The sequence below is a fragment of the Pseudanabaena sp. PCC 6802 genome, assembly GCF_000332175.1.
In the GTDB taxonomy this organism is placed as follows: domain Bacteria; phylum Cyanobacteriota; class Cyanobacteriia; order Pseudanabaenales; family Pseudanabaenaceae; genus PCC-6802.
The window spans coordinates 68,912-82,804 of sequence record NZ_KB235910.1 but is presented as its reverse complement, the minus strand read 5'-3'; the positions used below and the strand labels follow the sequence as shown (position 1 = coordinate 82,804).

At 46.4% G+C, this 13,893-nt stretch carries 15 protein-coding genes and 1 pseudogene; 6 read left to right on the top strand and 10 right to left on the bottom strand.

Going from position 1 to position 13,893, the window contains the following annotated elements:
* Window positions 1-56: 56 nt before the first annotated feature.
* From PSE6802_RS30590 to PSE6802_RS32960, 3 genes are read right to left on the bottom strand one after another with little or no spacing between them, the layout of a single operon-like run.
* Window positions 57-1,613, bottom strand: coding sequence for a sulfotransferase (locus PSE6802_RS30590; RefSeq protein ID WP_019498098.1), 1,557 nt, complete (start codon window positions 1,611-1,613; stop codon window positions 57-59).
* Window positions 1,614-1,627: 14 nt separating this feature from the next.
* Window positions 1,628-2,629 carry a glycosyltransferase family 2 protein gene (locus PSE6802_RS0100410; RefSeq protein WP_202950661.1) on the bottom strand — a complete coding sequence of 334 codons (1,002 nt, stop codon included), beginning with the start codon at window positions 2,627-2,629 and terminating at the stop codon, window positions 1,628-1,630.
* Window positions 2,630-2,668: 39 nt separating this feature from the next.
* Window positions 2,669-2,821 (bottom strand): hypothetical protein, encoded by a 153-nt coding sequence (locus PSE6802_RS32960; protein ID WP_019498096.1) that lies wholly within the window; start codon window positions 2,819-2,821, stop codon window positions 2,669-2,671.
* A 246-nt stretch (window positions 2,822-3,067) separates the two neighbouring features.
* Here PSE6802_RS32960 and PSE6802_RS0100400 point away from each other — a divergent pair, with 246 nt between their 5' ends.
* From PSE6802_RS0100400 to PSE6802_RS27165, 4 genes are all read left to right on the top strand, one after another.
* Complete coding sequence (locus PSE6802_RS0100400) at window positions 3,068-5,380, top strand: capsular polysaccharide synthesis protein (protein ID WP_019498095.1); 2,313 nt, start codon at window positions 3,068-3,070, stop codon at window positions 5,378-5,380.
* Window positions 5,381-5,464: 84 nt separating this feature from the next.
* Window positions 5,465-6,540, top strand: a protein-coding gene (locus tag PSE6802_RS0100390; protein ID WP_156815358.1) for an ISKra4 family transposase whose coding sequence is annotated in 2 segments (ribosomal slippage) — window positions 5,465-5,620 and window positions 5,623-6,540 — 1,074 coding nt in all. Because the reading frame shifts where the segments join, the coding sequence is not laid out codon by codon here.
* Between the two features lie 54 nt (window positions 6,541-6,594).
* The gene (locus tag PSE6802_RS32955; protein ID WP_156815357.1) at window positions 6,595-6,894 is read left to right on the top strand and encodes a hypothetical protein; all 300 of its coding nucleotides are present in this window, start codon (window positions 6,595-6,597) and stop codon (window positions 6,892-6,894) included.
* A gap of 356 nt (window positions 6,895-7,250) precedes the next feature.
* A complete protein-coding gene (locus tag PSE6802_RS27165; protein ID WP_019498092.1) occupies window positions 7,251-8,855 on the top strand; it encodes a DEAD/DEAH box helicase in 1,605 nt (534 codons plus the stop codon).
* A gap of 161 nt (window positions 8,856-9,016) precedes the next feature.
* Here PSE6802_RS27165 and PSE6802_RS0100380 read toward each other — a convergent pair whose 3' ends face one another.
* On the bottom strand, window positions 9,017-9,607 hold the full coding sequence (locus PSE6802_RS0100380) for a transposase (protein WP_019498091.1): 591 nt from the start codon (window positions 9,605-9,607) through the stop codon (window positions 9,017-9,019).
* Window positions 9,608-9,799: 192 nt separating this feature from the next.
* Here PSE6802_RS0100380 and PSE6802_RS0100375 point away from each other — a divergent pair, with 192 nt between their 5' ends.
* Both PSE6802_RS0100375 and PSE6802_RS0100370 read left to right on the top strand, forming a co-directional pair.
* Entirely contained in the window at window positions 9,800-10,060 is a 261-nt protein-coding gene (locus PSE6802_RS0100375) for a hypothetical protein (protein WP_019498090.1), read from the top strand.
* The gene (locus PSE6802_RS0100370; protein ID WP_019498089.1) at window positions 10,057-10,467 is read left to right on the top strand and encodes a type II toxin-antitoxin system VapC family toxin; all 411 of its coding nucleotides are present in this window, start codon (window positions 10,057-10,059) and stop codon (window positions 10,465-10,467) included. Before PSE6802_RS0100375 ends, PSE6802_RS0100370 begins: the two co-directional genes overlap by 4 nt.
* 165 nt (window positions 10,468-10,632) lie before the next feature.
* Here PSE6802_RS0100370 and PSE6802_RS0100365 read toward each other — a convergent pair whose 3' ends face one another.
* The 6 genes and pseudogenes from PSE6802_RS0100365 to PSE6802_RS35135 all read right to left on the bottom strand — a co-directional run bounded on the left by PSE6802_RS0100365 (window position 10,633) and on the right by PSE6802_RS35135 (window position 13,760).
* Window positions 10,633-11,472 (bottom strand): IS5 family transposase, encoded by an 840-nt coding sequence (locus PSE6802_RS0100365; RefSeq protein WP_019498088.1) that lies wholly within the window; start codon window positions 11,470-11,472, stop codon window positions 10,633-10,635.
* A gap of 92 nt (window positions 11,473-11,564) precedes the next feature.
* A pseudogene (locus PSE6802_RS35690) lies at window positions 11,565-11,900 on the bottom strand (DUF5615 family PIN-like protein).
* Entirely contained in the window at window positions 11,897-12,232 is a 336-nt protein-coding gene (locus PSE6802_RS0100355) for a DUF433 domain-containing protein (protein WP_019498086.1), read from the bottom strand. The pseudogene PSE6802_RS35690 and the gene PSE6802_RS0100355 overlap by 4 nt, the downstream one beginning before the upstream one ends.
* A 204-nt stretch (window positions 12,233-12,436) precedes the next feature.
* On the bottom strand, window positions 12,437-13,024 hold the full coding sequence (locus tag PSE6802_RS0100350; RefSeq protein ID WP_019498085.1) for a transposase: 588 nt from the start codon (window positions 13,022-13,024) through the stop codon (window positions 12,437-12,439).
* 127 nt (window positions 13,025-13,151) lie between these two features.
* On the bottom strand, window positions 13,152-13,601 hold the full coding sequence (locus tag PSE6802_RS32950; RefSeq protein WP_019498084.1) for a transposase: 450 nt from the start codon (window positions 13,599-13,601) through the stop codon (window positions 13,152-13,154).
* A gap of 36 nt (window positions 13,602-13,637) precedes the next feature.
* Window positions 13,638-13,760, bottom strand: a complete 123-nt coding sequence (locus PSE6802_RS35135) for a hypothetical protein (RefSeq protein WP_019498083.1) — start codon at window positions 13,758-13,760, stop codon at window positions 13,638-13,640.
* Window positions 13,761-13,893 lie beyond the last annotated feature (133 nt).

The following is a 13,893-nucleotide window of genomic DNA, read 5'->3' as shown; positions in this document are numbered from 1 at the left end:
TGTTTGCAATCTCGATTGGTAATATTTGCGCGCTAACCCTGAATCAATTTGTATTCTCATCGAATAGTAACAACTTCGCCCTTCTCAAGTAAATTACTACTGTTCTTAACGATCGTAGCACGCCTTGTTAGCTGCTTCCACTCCTCTGAGCTTGTCAGAGAATATGAGTCAAATCTATGACCTTTCTCTGTGGAGAAGTTGGTAAAGCTCTCTAGCCACTTTAAAAGGGTTTCAGTCAATGAAAAAGGAGTACATCGCAGCGATCGCTTCAAGAGTTCTTGCATTTTAGTTAGCTCGTTGCTTTGGTAAGCATACCAAGCATCCCACACCAAGAGTTCGTATTGTATATGCTTTTCTCTTGTTGAATCGCTCCCAATAAGATACTGTAACCGCAATCGCTCTAACTGCTCTTCTTTGTATTCCAAGTTTACTTTGGTCTGCTGAAGCTGAGTTTTAGTTTGTTCCAGTTCTATGTAAGCTTGATGAAGTTGTATTTGAGATCGATCGAGAACAGTCTCAGTTTCGTGTAATTGGGTCTGAGATTGCTCCAGAACTGCTTCTATTTCATGTAACTCATATTGATATTGCTCTAATGCTGCTTCAGCTTCGTGTAGTTGAGACTGAGATTGTTCTAAAACTGTTTCAGTTTCGCGTACTTGTTCCTGCGATCGCTCTAAAGCTGTTTGGGTTTCACATATTTGTGCTTGTGACTGTTTCAGCATAGCGTCAGTTTGTTGCAACTGCACTTCTAGATCGCGATTCCGCACTTCCAGCACGCGGAGATTGCGCCAGTCCGCAAAAAACATAGACCGATCGCTAGAAACGCGATCGGATAGTTCCGATTGCCGTTCGGCAAAAGCTTGGCGATTGGGGTACCATGCCAGGGTATTTAGCCTTTTGTAAAGGACTATTGCCTTGGGGAAGTGCTGCTCGATTAAAGCGGATCTACAACTATTTGTGGTTTGAGACTGTAATAGGGAAGGCTCATAAATCTGACTATTTGGCACATCGAGACAAACATGAAATTTCTGGTTAATTGCTTCGATCCAGCTTTTTTGATTATCGACTATAGTTCTAATATTTGCCAACAGACATCGATGAGGAAAGCAATTGACAAACTTGAGGATTTTTTTGTTGTAGTGCGCCCACATTTTGACGGCTAACTCTGGCTGTGTTTGAAAGTGTAGATCGCCACGCCGATATAGCGAATCTACTACTTCCCAAGGCGAGCGAAAGACCAGTAGATATTTTGCTCCAGGGAGTAATTCTGCCCAAAATTTCAGGAACAGAGTTGTTCGCGGATCTTTCCATCCCCAATATTCATCTGTTGAATTTCGATCGACGATCTGCTTAGCGCGATCGATAAAAATATCGCTAACTTTAATTTTTTTCTGGAGAGTCCAACCATTTCGCTCGAGTTCATGAGAGCGAAGTAGCTCCATGTGAAATTCCACAAAATCAAGATTTTCAAAAAAACCTTTGATATTATTATCTCTAGCCGCTTCCATCAACCTTTCACCAATTTGCAACCCCGCACTCTGGAGTAAAGAAGCTACGAGAGAGCTACCCGAGCGATGCATACTGGCAATAATCAAAGGTGAAGATTTTGACATTACAGGCTTCTCCATTAGGTTTGAGCAAATGTGGGGGCAGTGCAAAGCAGAGAATTCATAAGCTTTATCCATCCCCTCGAACTACTTAAAGCATAGGTGTCGAATTGATGCCCATATGCTAGCGCATAGTCTCTAAATTGATAGAGCCAATCTAGAACCATTTCAGTAAAGCAGTACGGACTGTAGTCCGCCGATTTTTCTAAGTAATGGATCGTGCCAGACTCATCACCATGATGATATAGCTTAGCTGCACTCCACACCAGACTTTGATAGCGCGATCGCCGTTCGAGCGATCCGATCTCAGGGGTGAGATTGGGGTGGCTAAACAACCGATCTAGAACGATTTCCAATTCCTTCGCCTGTGCTAGCACATCTCGCGAGGCGTTCCGGTCGTGCTGGCGGTAGCAAACCGTAGATTGCGCTACCCAAGCAGACTGACAGCCTGTTACTACTAATCTGAGCGCGAGATCGATATCGGGTGTCTGGCTTAATCTAGTGTCAAAGCTGCCGACCCTTGCTAACCATTCCCGTTCAAATAGCATCGCACCTATAAATACAGGCTTCCAAATTATCCAGTCTTCGACGGTTAAATGAGGAAAATTTCGCCATATCTCCGGATCGCTAATCTCTCTACCGTCAAGATCGACTACGCGCCACCCGCTATTTACAATAGCCAACAAAGGGTTAGCATCCCAGCCAGCTACTTGCACCTCCAGTTTGTGGGGCAAGAAAAAATCATCTTGATCTAGAAAAGCAACCAGTTCCCCATTGCTTTCACTAATACCGCGATTGCGAGCTGCCGCTACCCCCTGATTTTCTTGATAGAAGTAGCGGATTTGATGCCAGTAAGGTTGCAAGCGATCGCGAGTGTTATCTGTAGAACCGTCATCAATAACGATAATTTCGTAGTTGGTATAGGTTTGAGCCAGTATGCTCTCTATGGCTTGGGCAATGTAGCGATCGCCATTGTAGACAGGAATAATGACACTTACAAGCGGCTTTGGGGCTGACATCATACCAGCATGATTTTTATCTAAGCTTTAGCTGTTCTAAGTCTAGTTTAATTTTAGTCCAGAGCACGATCGTTCTAGATCTGCTTGAATTCGAGCTAGGCGAGGTACTTGCGATTGTCTGCCAGTTTCATAGCTAAGATCGCGTAGCATAGCCCCAGCGATCGCCTCGAATTTAGCTATATCTTCCTGACTCATTTCTATGTTCCATCGTCCAATGCGCGATCGTGGAAAGTGCAGGTACAATAGTCATCACAGATTTCGTTCAGACAACGTAGCACTTATAGCGGTTTTCAGATTGAAGTAGGGGAGTTGGGGGCGCTGCTCCCAAGAAGGGGTTCCACCCTTCCACTCCGATCGATAAAACCCATTCTTAGCTAAAAAACCCTATAAAGTTGGCCAAGTCAGCATTCCTTAGAGTTCTAAGATAGAAGGGATAATTTTGTGGAAACAGGTTTCGATCCGCTAATAACTGTCAGCTCGCCGCTTGGAGACAAAATAAACCCAACCCAGCTTGGTGAATTCAAGCAATATATAATTGGGGCTGTCGAATCTGCAGTGCCTGAGAAAAATCCCTTTCGACACCTTTACATCGATCGCGTACTGCCCCCTGCTCTTTACACAGCAGTCCGATCGAGAATGCTTCAGCACAAGTACCACAGCGCACTAATCGACCGCACGCAAGACAGCGACCAATTTGTAAACAAGCGATTTTCATTGGTCAATAATGAAGACATCGAGACGCAGTACCTGCGCGCCATCTTCTCGGACAACACCGTGAAATCAGCGTTCCTTCAGCATTTCTTCGTTGCTGTAACGCCAGAGCTTGCCGCGTCTCTCCAGATTCACACAGAGTTTGAGTATATGTATACGGCGGCTGGGCGTTTCCAAAATATTCACGTTGACATTCCGCCGAAATTCCTTTCCTTTGTGTTTTATGTTCCTGAGTTTGAAGTAGATGAAGATACTGAGCGGTACAATGCTACGGTTCTTTACGACAAGCAGCTTAATCCACACTATGTCGCACGATATCATTCCAATTCTGCGTGCGTTTTTGCACCTCATTTCTATTCATATCATGGGTTTGCATCGACTATCGACCGAGAGGTTCTGGTCATGTTTTATGTCAATGCTACTGAAATGAATCGCTGGGTTGAAACGCGAGGCATCGAATCTCCACCGTTTCAAGCTATCCGTAGGGCAATTGGTGACAAACTCAGCCGTTATCCACTGATCGAGTACGGACAAGACCCTAACAAACTGGATATAGAGCGACGAGACTGCCTGATAAATGCACCGCGCGGACGAGTCATGCAGTCAAGCGTATCGGCGATCCACACCTTTGAAAAAGTGCCCCATAGAATCGCCACCACTGCAAAGAGTAGGCTACAGAGGTATGCTTTCAACAAGGTAATATGGATGTGTTGGTTACAAGGGTGGGATCGCGCTCCTTGGCTCGTGCGTAAGTGCTTGGCAAGCTGGCAGTGCCGCAACCCTGACTGGGAAATTCGTGCGTTGGATGCCAACTCCTTCCAGCGGTATGTGGAGTTGCCATGTCTAGAAGGCAAAGCCATCACGGCAGCTTCCATGTCAGATATCGTTCGATCCCTGTTGTTACACGAATATGGGGGTATTTGGGTCGATGCGACCGTTCTTTGCCATCGCCCGCTCGACACCTGGATTTGGGGCGTTACACTTGAGGGATTCTTTGCATTCGATCGCCCCGCATCGGATCGCATGCTGTCGAGCTGGTTCATTGCAGCAGTAGAAGGAAATCTACTGATGGAGCGCTGGCATGCCTCAGTCGTTAATTTCTGGGAAACCAACGATCGAACTGATAACTATTTTTGGTTCCACGACCTATTCGCCGATCTATGCAAATCCGATCCTCAGTGTAACGAGCATTGGAACCGGGTGCCGAAAGTCAGTGCCGTTGACTCGCACAGGTTTCAGGAGATCGGTCTACTGGAGGATCGCAGCGAAGCGATCGAGAAAGCGCTTATTTCTCCTCCAGCAGTATCCAAACTCACCTATCGATACAACGAAGCTGCACGCAATGACAAATCTCTTGTAACGCAACTCATGCAAGACCTCCCCGATCCTTTCTTGCCGGAAGCCGCAAGAAATATAAGCGGAATTGTCAATACTAAACCGATCGCTTCATTGAGCGTTTCAACTCAGAATCTTGGCGATCATATCCAAATCCTGGCAGCTAGACGACTGATCGAGCGAACATCGCGAAGACCTACTCTTTATGTCGATCGCGACAATGACATTCTCTCCTGCTCGACTCTGCCTGCAGCGCATGGGCCTTATCCAATTTTGATTAACGGTTGGTTTAAGACAAACGGATTGCAGTGGCCGCCGGGGTCTGCCCTAGCCCCTGTCTTTATTGGTTTCCATATCCGTCTATCCCAGTGCCCGGAGCTGATATCGGAGCAAGCGCTCGAATATTACCGACAACACTCCCCGATAGGCTGTAGAGACCTTTACACGCTTGAATTGCTGCGTTCTCATGGCATTGAATGCTTTCTCAGCGATTGCTTGACACTGAGTTTCCCGCGACGGATCGCAAATCCGAAACAACAGACTGAGGTTTTCGTTGTTTCTCGCGATCGGCAAATTCTATCGATATTACCTCCTGAACTATCAAACGCGACATATATTTGTCACTACGTCGAACAAAGAGGATTTAAACAAAACCTTGAAGCGGCAACCAGTCTATTAAAGGGAGCATCTCAACTTTGCACTGAGTAATAATGCTTAATATAGATGGGTAGCCAAAAGGGGGAAGAAATCAGAAGATAGGAATACGAGAAACCAACCCCAAGGAGAGCAACCATGACTCCAGAGCAGGAAAAAGAAATGCAAGCGCACGTTCAAGCTATTGCCGCCATCCTTTATCAGAATACACCATCGGAACAACTAACCAGCTTGGAAGGGATCGAAATCGCTGTGCGGCAGCAAATCCTCGAACATGTCAGCCCAGAAATAGGGAGTTTTTTATCCGCACAGTTACGGGCACAGAAGCAGGACGCCGCAGGCGAGTGCAAAGCAGCATCGGACAGCTCCACCTCACGCAAAAGCAAGCGCAGAAGCTCAAAGTAGCCCCCTATAGCCAGGTGAGCCCGTATGTGGAAAGATGTAGCCTGATCTTGAGTGCGAATGTATCCTACGAACAAGCCGCCAAAGACTTAGCCATGTTGATGGGAGTGCAAATATCGCGCAGTACACAACAGCGCCTGGTGCATCGCCATGAATTTAGCCCCCTAGAGGTAGAAGAGTCGGTCGAGGAATTAAGTGTCGATGGAGGCAGAATCAGACTGCGCACGCCACTTGGACAGCCAAGTGAGTGGAAGGACTATAAAGCTGTGAACTTGCATGGACAAGCCATATTTGCCACATTTCAAGATAACATTGCCTTAACAGACTGGGTAAATCGACAGCCTTTAGCAGATATGGTTACCTGTATTGGGGATGGACATGATGGGATTTGGAATATTATTGCCCAGATCTCTATACCTGATAGTCGCTATGAAATCTTGGACTGGTTCCATTTGGTGGAAAACCTGCATAAAATTGAGGCTACAGCTCAACTTTTGACTGGGGTCGAAGCTTTTTTGTGGCGGGGTAATGTGACTGCAGCTATTGCTGAGCTCAATCACTTAGCTAGTCCTCAGAGCATCAATTTTATTGCTTATCTGCACAAGCATCGCCATCGTATTCCTGATTATTGGTATTTCCAAACCGAGCAGATTTGCTCTATTGGTTCTGGCGCAGTGGAATCTGCTGTTAAGCAAATCGCTAGACGCATCAAAATCTCTGGCGCTCAATGGAACCGTGATAATGTGCCACAAGTCCTCAAACACCGTTCTGCTTACCTTAATGGCTCTCTTAACCTTGCCTTGCAAAACTGAGATGCTCCCCTATTAAACACCTATCAAAACCGTGCGAGACTGATAGTAACGACCATGCTGCACTGTGCGTTGCCTGCTATTGCGATGGGAATTCCGGTTATTGTATTTTACCCGCAAAATAGCGCCTCCGGACATGCATCGGATCGCGAAAGGTTCTCAAGCCTGGAAGCGATCGTGCCAATTTACCATTTTGAAGAAGCATCATCGATCGATTGGGAACCGAAGTCGGTGGAATCAGCCATCAAGAAGCTTCACCTGATAGACAGCTTCCATCAACTCATAAAATGCTGGAATCTTCCGTTGCGCAACCACATGCCGCGACTAGCACCCACAAGCATATTGCCGCCGCCTTAACTATAGCCTAGACAGATTCTGTTAGGACAGGGGGGGTGTGGGGGCTGCGCCCCCACGCAGGGGTGGAACCCCTGCACCCCGTCCTAAGCCTGTTGGCTATAGCTATAAAAGTAGCTGACGGGGTGGCAAAGTCAGTTGAAAGTGTTACGGGGTAGTCCGAGCTTTACAAATTTCCAAACCAACAACATCCGAACTTATCCCACTATTGCTGAAACTACCGATCTGTCGTACTGAAAAATTTGTGAAATAGCGCAAAATCATATTAGTGGCATAGGTTCCCTATACGGCAATGGTTGAAATTGATTTTATGCAGTATCCTGTTCTGTCGAACTGGCAGCAACTAGGTTAAGCAAATTATGAAAGGTCTGCGTGACTACCAGGTTAGGGTTATTCAGGACATTTATCGCGAGTGGCGCAGTGGTAATCGCTCTGTGCTTTTGTCAATGCCAACTGGGTCGGGCAAAACTCGCACTTTTAGCCAGATTGCCCGCGATTTTTTCGATCGCGAGGAGCGCGTTCTCCTGCTCGTGCACCGCGAAGAATTACTTTTACAGGCACAAACAACACTCGAACAGGTGACTCAGTCGCGAGTCGGCACGATTAAAGCAGGACGATCGCTTAACCTCGATCGCTTAATTCAATGCGCCTCCGTGCAAACTTTAGTCAAGCGCATCGAGCAGCAGCAGATCGAACTACCTGATACTAGTCTGGTAATCGTTGATGAAGCTCACCTGTCCCTTGCGCCCAGCTATCTCAAAATTCTGGCTAGCCTGCCCCATACCTATGTATTAGGGGTAACCGCTACACCCTCGCGCTTAGACGGGCGCGGATTCGATCGCCTTTACAATGCCTTAGTCTTGGGGCCATCGGTGCCAGAACTAATCTGGCATGGTTATCTGGCTGACTACGATGTCCTTACGCCGGATAGTTTTCTACCTCAAGAGGGCATTCGGATTACAGGCGGGGACTTTAATACTGGCGATCTGGCAACCCAAATCGATCGCCGTTACGTGGCGGGTCGCGCCATCGATGCCTATCTCAAGCACGCCAGAGGCAAACGCTGCGTTGTATTTGCGATTAATATCGACCATGCCAAAGCGATCGCCGCCAGCTACCAAAAAGCTGGAATTGCCGCCGAACATATTGACAGCGAAACACCAGTCAAACAAAGACGGGAAATCTTGGATCGCTTTCGTAGGGGTTCTACGCAGGTACTCACGAATGTCAACCTGTTTACAGAAGGCTTCGATTTACCAGAAATTGAAGTAGTTCAGCTTTGCCGTCCTACTCAATCCGTTGCCCTGCACCTGCAAATGGTGGGTCGCGGCCTGCGCCCCAAACCAACTGGCAAAGCTTTGATCCTCGATCACGCTGGTAACTGTTTGCGCCTGGGCGGGCCGAAAGCAAATCGCAACTGGACTCTGCAAGGTCTGAGCGATGAAACATTATCAGAAACCATACAAGAGGCCGCGATCGCACCACCAGTGCAGCTACCCATTCTGATGCTACCGGAGTTTCCCAAACGCCAGACTGAGATTTTTGAAACGGGTTCCAACCTGCACCATATACCCACAAACGAGGAATTGGAAACGCACTTAGCCAATGCTGCCTATCGCCAACCCCGCGCATTTGATGAATTTGGTGAAGATGCAGAGCGACTGCCCTCTAATTCGTATAGTTATAGCAGCGATCGATCGAATCGCTCTGCTGCAAATCCTCAAGCCCAGCGGGTAAGGCGCAATCCCGCTCGTCCGCGTTCTAATTCAGCGCCAACTCCAAAACCAAAGCTCATCAGGCAAATTGGGAAAGCAGCCCAAGAACTGGCAGAGATGCTGCAAAGCATCCTCAACTGGGTTTGGCAGTCCTGGTTCCGGCCTCGGGCAAACCAGAAACACAAAGGGCAAAGGTCGCGCTCTGTAGCAACTTCCAACTCTAGGAAATATAAGCTTGGGAAGTCATAGACTCAAGGAACTTGAGTATTCCCATTTCGTATGTTGTTGAACTTATGCTCAATAAATCCTGAAAAGTTTATCTAGGCTATATCTTTGAATCCCTTATTTTGTAAAGCTTCTAGATACTGAGTTTCATCGAACTTACGTATAATAATAATGCGATCGCCTCCTCACCATTTTGACGGGTTATTGGGATGCAGTCGATCGATTTCCCATGCGATCGGATTTGTTTGGATATACTGGCGAATCTTTTGGCATGATGTTTCATCGCGAATGATATGTTCGTAATAATTGCGCTGCCATACAGGGGAAGATGGGGAATTGCGTGCAATATTGATATGTTTGGTGGTAGCGGATTTGAATCCCGCAATCAATGATGATAGAGATTTAGGTTGCATTGACGATCGTGCGAACGTACGATCGGGCAGGGAAGAAGGATCGGATTGCATCGGTGGTGGTAGTAGGGGCAAACGGCCGTTCGCCCCTACGTTGTCGGTAATGATGACAATTCCGTGAAAATGGTTGGGCATGATCGCCCACAAATCCAATTCGATTTCCTGCCGAATTACGGACGATCGCTGCCATTCTTCGGCGATAATTTGCCCGTATTGATTTAAATGCATTTCACCATTGGAAATTTCACCAAACAAGCATTCGCGTTGATGGGTGCAAATGGTGATAAAATAGCTGCCTGCGGCGGAGTAGTCGTATCCTTTGAGTCGGATAGAACGGCGATGGTGTTTTTCTGGATTGTATTTCATATTGGCGGTATTTAGCCAATCATCAGAATACCCAGATTGAAAAAATATTTAAAGCGATCGCTCCCTCTCGTTGCAACAAATAGCGATCGCACATTAATTGCTAATGTAAACTGGTATTTATAGGTCTAGTAGAGTCGTTATTAATCTTTATAGTTCTGATGAAGATAAAGGATTTTAGGAGAGGTTTTTCTCATGGCCATTCGCGAAGCTACAATTGCTAAGTTACAGCATTTGCCTGAATCAATTTTGCAGGAAGTCAGTGACTTTATTGACTTTGTAATGCTTAAACATAAGTGCGAAAAAAACAACGACGAGTCGCAGGAGAACATCTCACAAGCATGGACGCAATGGTTTGAGTCTGTCGAGCGCTTGGAAGTGTCTCCAACTAAGTTAACCAGTGAATATCAGCAACTTCTGCTAAACAAGTTTCGTCAACAAGGTCTTGAGTTATGATTCTTTGCGATGCAGGAGTCTTGCTGTGTCTAGTGGATCGCACTCAGCCAAAACACGATCCTTACAAGAGCGCAATTTCACGTCTTAAAAAACCGCTCGTCACAACTTGGCCTTGCTTGACAGAAGCCATGTATCTTGCGCTTCACCGTAGTGGATGGCAGATGCAGCAAAAGTTGGGACAACTTCTTTTAGAGAAACTGTTGGTAGTCTACGAAGTTCAGGAAAGCGATTACGGTCGTTTAATAGAGTTGATGGAACAGTATCGCGATCGCCCAATGGATTTAGCTGATGCAACTCTAGTTCTGGCTGCTGAGAAAACGGGATATCATCAAATTCTCACGCTCGATTCGGATTTTTTGTTCTATCGGATTAGCGATCGCGATTCCTTCGACATTATTCAACCTTAATTTTGTAGCGATCGCTAAATTCTCCCCAAAGGTAATAATGCGATCCCCTCCTCTCTTTGAAATAATGGATAGCGATTGTTGGTTCATCGCTCCCAATGGCCCATCAGTTGCATAAAGGGGGCTGTTACAACCAGTTACCAAGGAAGGTATTAGACCTCTTGCAAATTAGCCAACTGAGGAGCCTTGAGAGCGTTCAAAATTGTAGAGACCAGCAATTAGATTGCAACGCAAACCAAAGCGGTGACGACGATTGCGATAGCGTCCAGATAAGATGCGGAAGATCTTCAAGCGGCGATTAACATGCTCAATGCCAACCCGTTGGCGCGCAAGTTGGCGGTTGAACGCTTTCTGCTCAGGCGTAAGCTGACCACCTTTCGGTTTCTTGTGGGGTAAGCGGCAGTAGAGATGCAGTTTCTGGATGCCTTGATAACCCTTGTCCTGCAAACTCTCGGTTTGAGGATGGAAATGGATGCCAGAAGCTTTGAACAGCTTGAAATCATGCCGTCGCCCCTTGCCGAAAAACGTACAGATAATCTGCCCAGTAAGAGCGTCAATTATGAGTTGACATTTGAGCGTGTGCCCTTTCTGTTTGCCGCTATAAAAGGCACGTTGGTGCCGCTTAGGACGCTCAATGCGAGTTTCAGTCACATCAACGATCGCGACTGTAGGTATCCCAAAGCCCCGCACCAACTGGCGCTTCCCAGGTAGTCGAAAGCGACGTGAGCGGATTAAAGTCTCCTCTACCCAATGCACTATTCGACAAACTGTAGACTCGCTGATGCCCCAACTAGTGGCGATGTGAAAGTAGGTGCGATATTCCCGCCAATACTCGAAGGCAACCAATATGCGGTCTTCTAGTCCGAGTTTAGGCTTGGCTCCAGGTGTTGGCGTTGCTCGCCACTCTGGTTTAAGCACTTTCACAATTGCTTTGAACGTATTAGTCTCGATACCAAATCGACGCTTAAAGTGTGCAGCAGGTAGGGTTTGCGCTATTATATAGTTCATCATCAGGACGCTTTTTCGTTATTGCTATGTCCTGATATTTTCCTATCTTGGGGTTCTTTGGCAACTCAACCTCAACCTAATCTGCAAGAGGTCTATTGAATTTGACCTTCTAATTCTCCCTTCAGACTACACGCCAAAATTATGAGAATATCATCGATTATTCTTCCGATAGAAGTGTCTGAAGTAACCTCAATAACTCCTGGCATTGATTGCTATGCTGAAAGTCGCTCATAGGCATAGTGCGTAATTGTAGCCACATCATGGGTGAGCAATATTCGGTTTTCTTGAGCTGCCCAAGCCAATACTGTTGGATCGTCCTTGCCGGACAAGCCAACGTCTTGAACGCGAACTATATCAATGTCTGGTTTGCGGCGCAGTAATCCTCGAACAATTGTGTTGTCAAAATTTTCATCGGCGAGGAATTTCATGCCGATCGCTCTGTTTGGCGGGCAAGTAGTCTATCTCGCAGTCCTTGCGGATCGAACCTTGCCTCATTCATTTTGCGAATCTCTTTTGCCTGTTGTTGCCTCTGTTGTAAGTAGGCTTCGACTTCTTGCTGGTGGTTGAGATAGAAAGCGATCGTAGCATATACGTCAGCTAGCTTTAACGATGAATAGCGGTAGACAATTTCTTCAGCCGTTGCTCCTTGCTTGAAAGCTGTAATCACAGTATCAAGGGTAACGCGAGTTTTACCAACTCGTACTACCCCATCGGCATCAGTTTCTAAGGGTGCAGGCTCAGCAATAACTACTAACGTCATATCAAGTTTTAGCTTACTAACTTGATTGTATCAGAACCTCAATAGGTCGTCACGAAGGCGATCGCCCTTGGCATGAAAGGGATTAAATTAATTCCCTCTGATAGTTGTTGTCTTGCGATCGCTCCCTAATTACATGTGCGATCGCCCTTCTCAAAACACAATGAAGCGATCGCTAAATTCTCTCCAATAAGAAGACCTGCCTCCTCACCATTTAGACGGATTGTTGGGATGCAGTCGATCAATTTCCCATGCGATCGGATTCGTTTGGATATACTGGCGAATCTTTTGGAATGATGATTCATCACGAACGATGTGTTCGTAATAATTGCGCTGCCACACTGGGGAAGATGGGGAATTGCGTGCAATATTAATACGTTTGTTGGTAGCTGATTTGAATCCTGCAACCAGTGATGATAGGGATTTGGGTTGCATTGATGGTTGTTGAAACGAACGATTGGGCAGGGACGAACGATCGGATTGCATCGGTGGTGGTAGGGGCGAACGGCCGTTCGCCCCTACGTTGTCGGTAATGATGACAATTCCGTGGAAATGGTTGGGCATGACCACCCACAAATCTAATTCGATTTCCTGCCTGATTACGGAAGATCGCTGCCATTCTTCGGCGATAATTTGCCCGTATTGATTCAACTGCATTTTCCCATCGACAATTTCCCCAAACAGGCATTCGCGTTGGTAGGTGCAAATGGTGATGAAATAGCTGCCTGCGGCGGAGTAGTCGTATCCTTGGAGTCGGATGGAGCGACGATGGTGTTTTTCTAGATCGTATTTCATATTAGCGATAGCTAGCCAATTACGAGAATACCCAGATTGAAAAAATATTTACAGCGATCGCCCTTTCCGTCTCAACAAATAAAAAAGCGATCGCTAAATTCTCTCCAATAATAATGCGATTGCCTCCTCACCATTTAGACGGACAATCGGGATGCAGTTGGTCAATTTTCCATGCGATCGGATTCGTTTGGATATACTGACGAATCTTTTGGAATGACGATTCATCGCGAACGATGTGTTCGTAATAATTGCGCTGCCACACTGGGGAAGAGGGGGAATTGCGTGCAATATTGATACGTTTGGTGGTGGCGGATTTGAATCCTGCAACCAATGATGATAGGGATTTGGGTTGCATTGACGATCGTGGGAACGAACGATTGGGCAGGGATGAACAATCGGATTGCATCGATGGTGGTAGGGGCGAACGGCCGTTCGCCCCTACGTTATCGGTAATGATGACAATTCCGTGGAAATGGTTGGGCATAACCACCCACAAATCCAATTCGATTTCATTCCGAATTACGGAAGATCGCTGCCATTCTTCGGCGATAATTTGCCCGTATTGATTCAACTGCATTTCGCCATCGAAAATCTCGCCAAATAAGCATTCTCGTTAATTGACTTTAGTTATCGTGACATTCTGCCAGAACCCACCAGCCTCACCCGTCGTTTCAAAATCAACGGTTTTTCTTAGCAGGCCAGCAGTCACTGCGACCATTAGACCTTTAGAACTCATTTAAGAAAGTATAAATACTTAGTATTTTTTGCTGCTTCAGGGGATGTATGGTACTGAAATGCTGACTTCTTACATGGTAGCAATGTGACTAAAAGAAGCTTTTCTTGACTTCCCAAATGGGTTCTTAGGGTTG